1 protein-coding gene is annotated in these 458 nt (G+C 64.2%); it reads left to right on the top strand.

The genetic code is table 11. The features are described from left to right. Nucleotides 1-137 precede the first annotated feature (137 nt). Nucleotides 138-320 (top strand): anaerobic ribonucleoside-triphosphate reductase, encoded by a 183-nt coding sequence (nrdD, locus tag FE811_RS27150; RefSeq protein WP_072462921.1) that lies wholly within the window; start codon nucleotides 138-140, stop codon nucleotides 318-320. Nucleotides 321-458 lie beyond the last annotated feature (138 nt).

Raw genomic sequence — 458 nt, forward strand, 5'->3', positions numbered from 1 at the left:
ATCACCGTCACGCCGACATTCTCGGTCTGCCCCAGGCATGGCCATATCGCGGGCGAACACGCGTTCTGCCCGCGCTGCGACGAAGAGCTTATCGCGAAAAAGCGGCAATCGGCCGCGCATTGAGAAAGGAAAAGACCATGTTCGACGACCGGAAAACCGGACCGGAAGAGATCCTGCTGGCGGATGAGGAACGCCAGCCCTGCGAGATCTGGACGCGGGTGATGGGCTATCACCGCCCGGTATCCTCGTTCAACCGCGGCAAGAAGGGCGAATTCCGCGAGCGGCTGTATTTCAGCGAGCGGCAGGCCGATCTTGGCTGAGATCCGCATCGGCGGCCTGCAGCGCCTCTCCAGCTGCGACTGGCCGGGCGAGCTGGTCGCCACCCTTTTCCTGCAGGGCTGTCCCTGGGACTGCCCCTATTGCCACAACCCGCATCTCATCCCGCCCGAGGCCGAGGG

The sequence above is a fragment of the Paracoccus sp. FO-3 genome (genome assembly GCF_006386455.1).
GTDB classification, from domain to species: Bacteria; Pseudomonadota; Alphaproteobacteria; order Rhodobacterales; family Rhodobacteraceae; genus Paracoccus; species Paracoccus versutus.

What these genes read in the sequence shown, in the direction of transcription:
- nrdD (WP_072462921.1), top strand. Translation starts at nt 138, where the DNA reads ATGTTCGACGACCGGAAAACCGGACCGGAAGAGATCCTGCTGGCGGAT.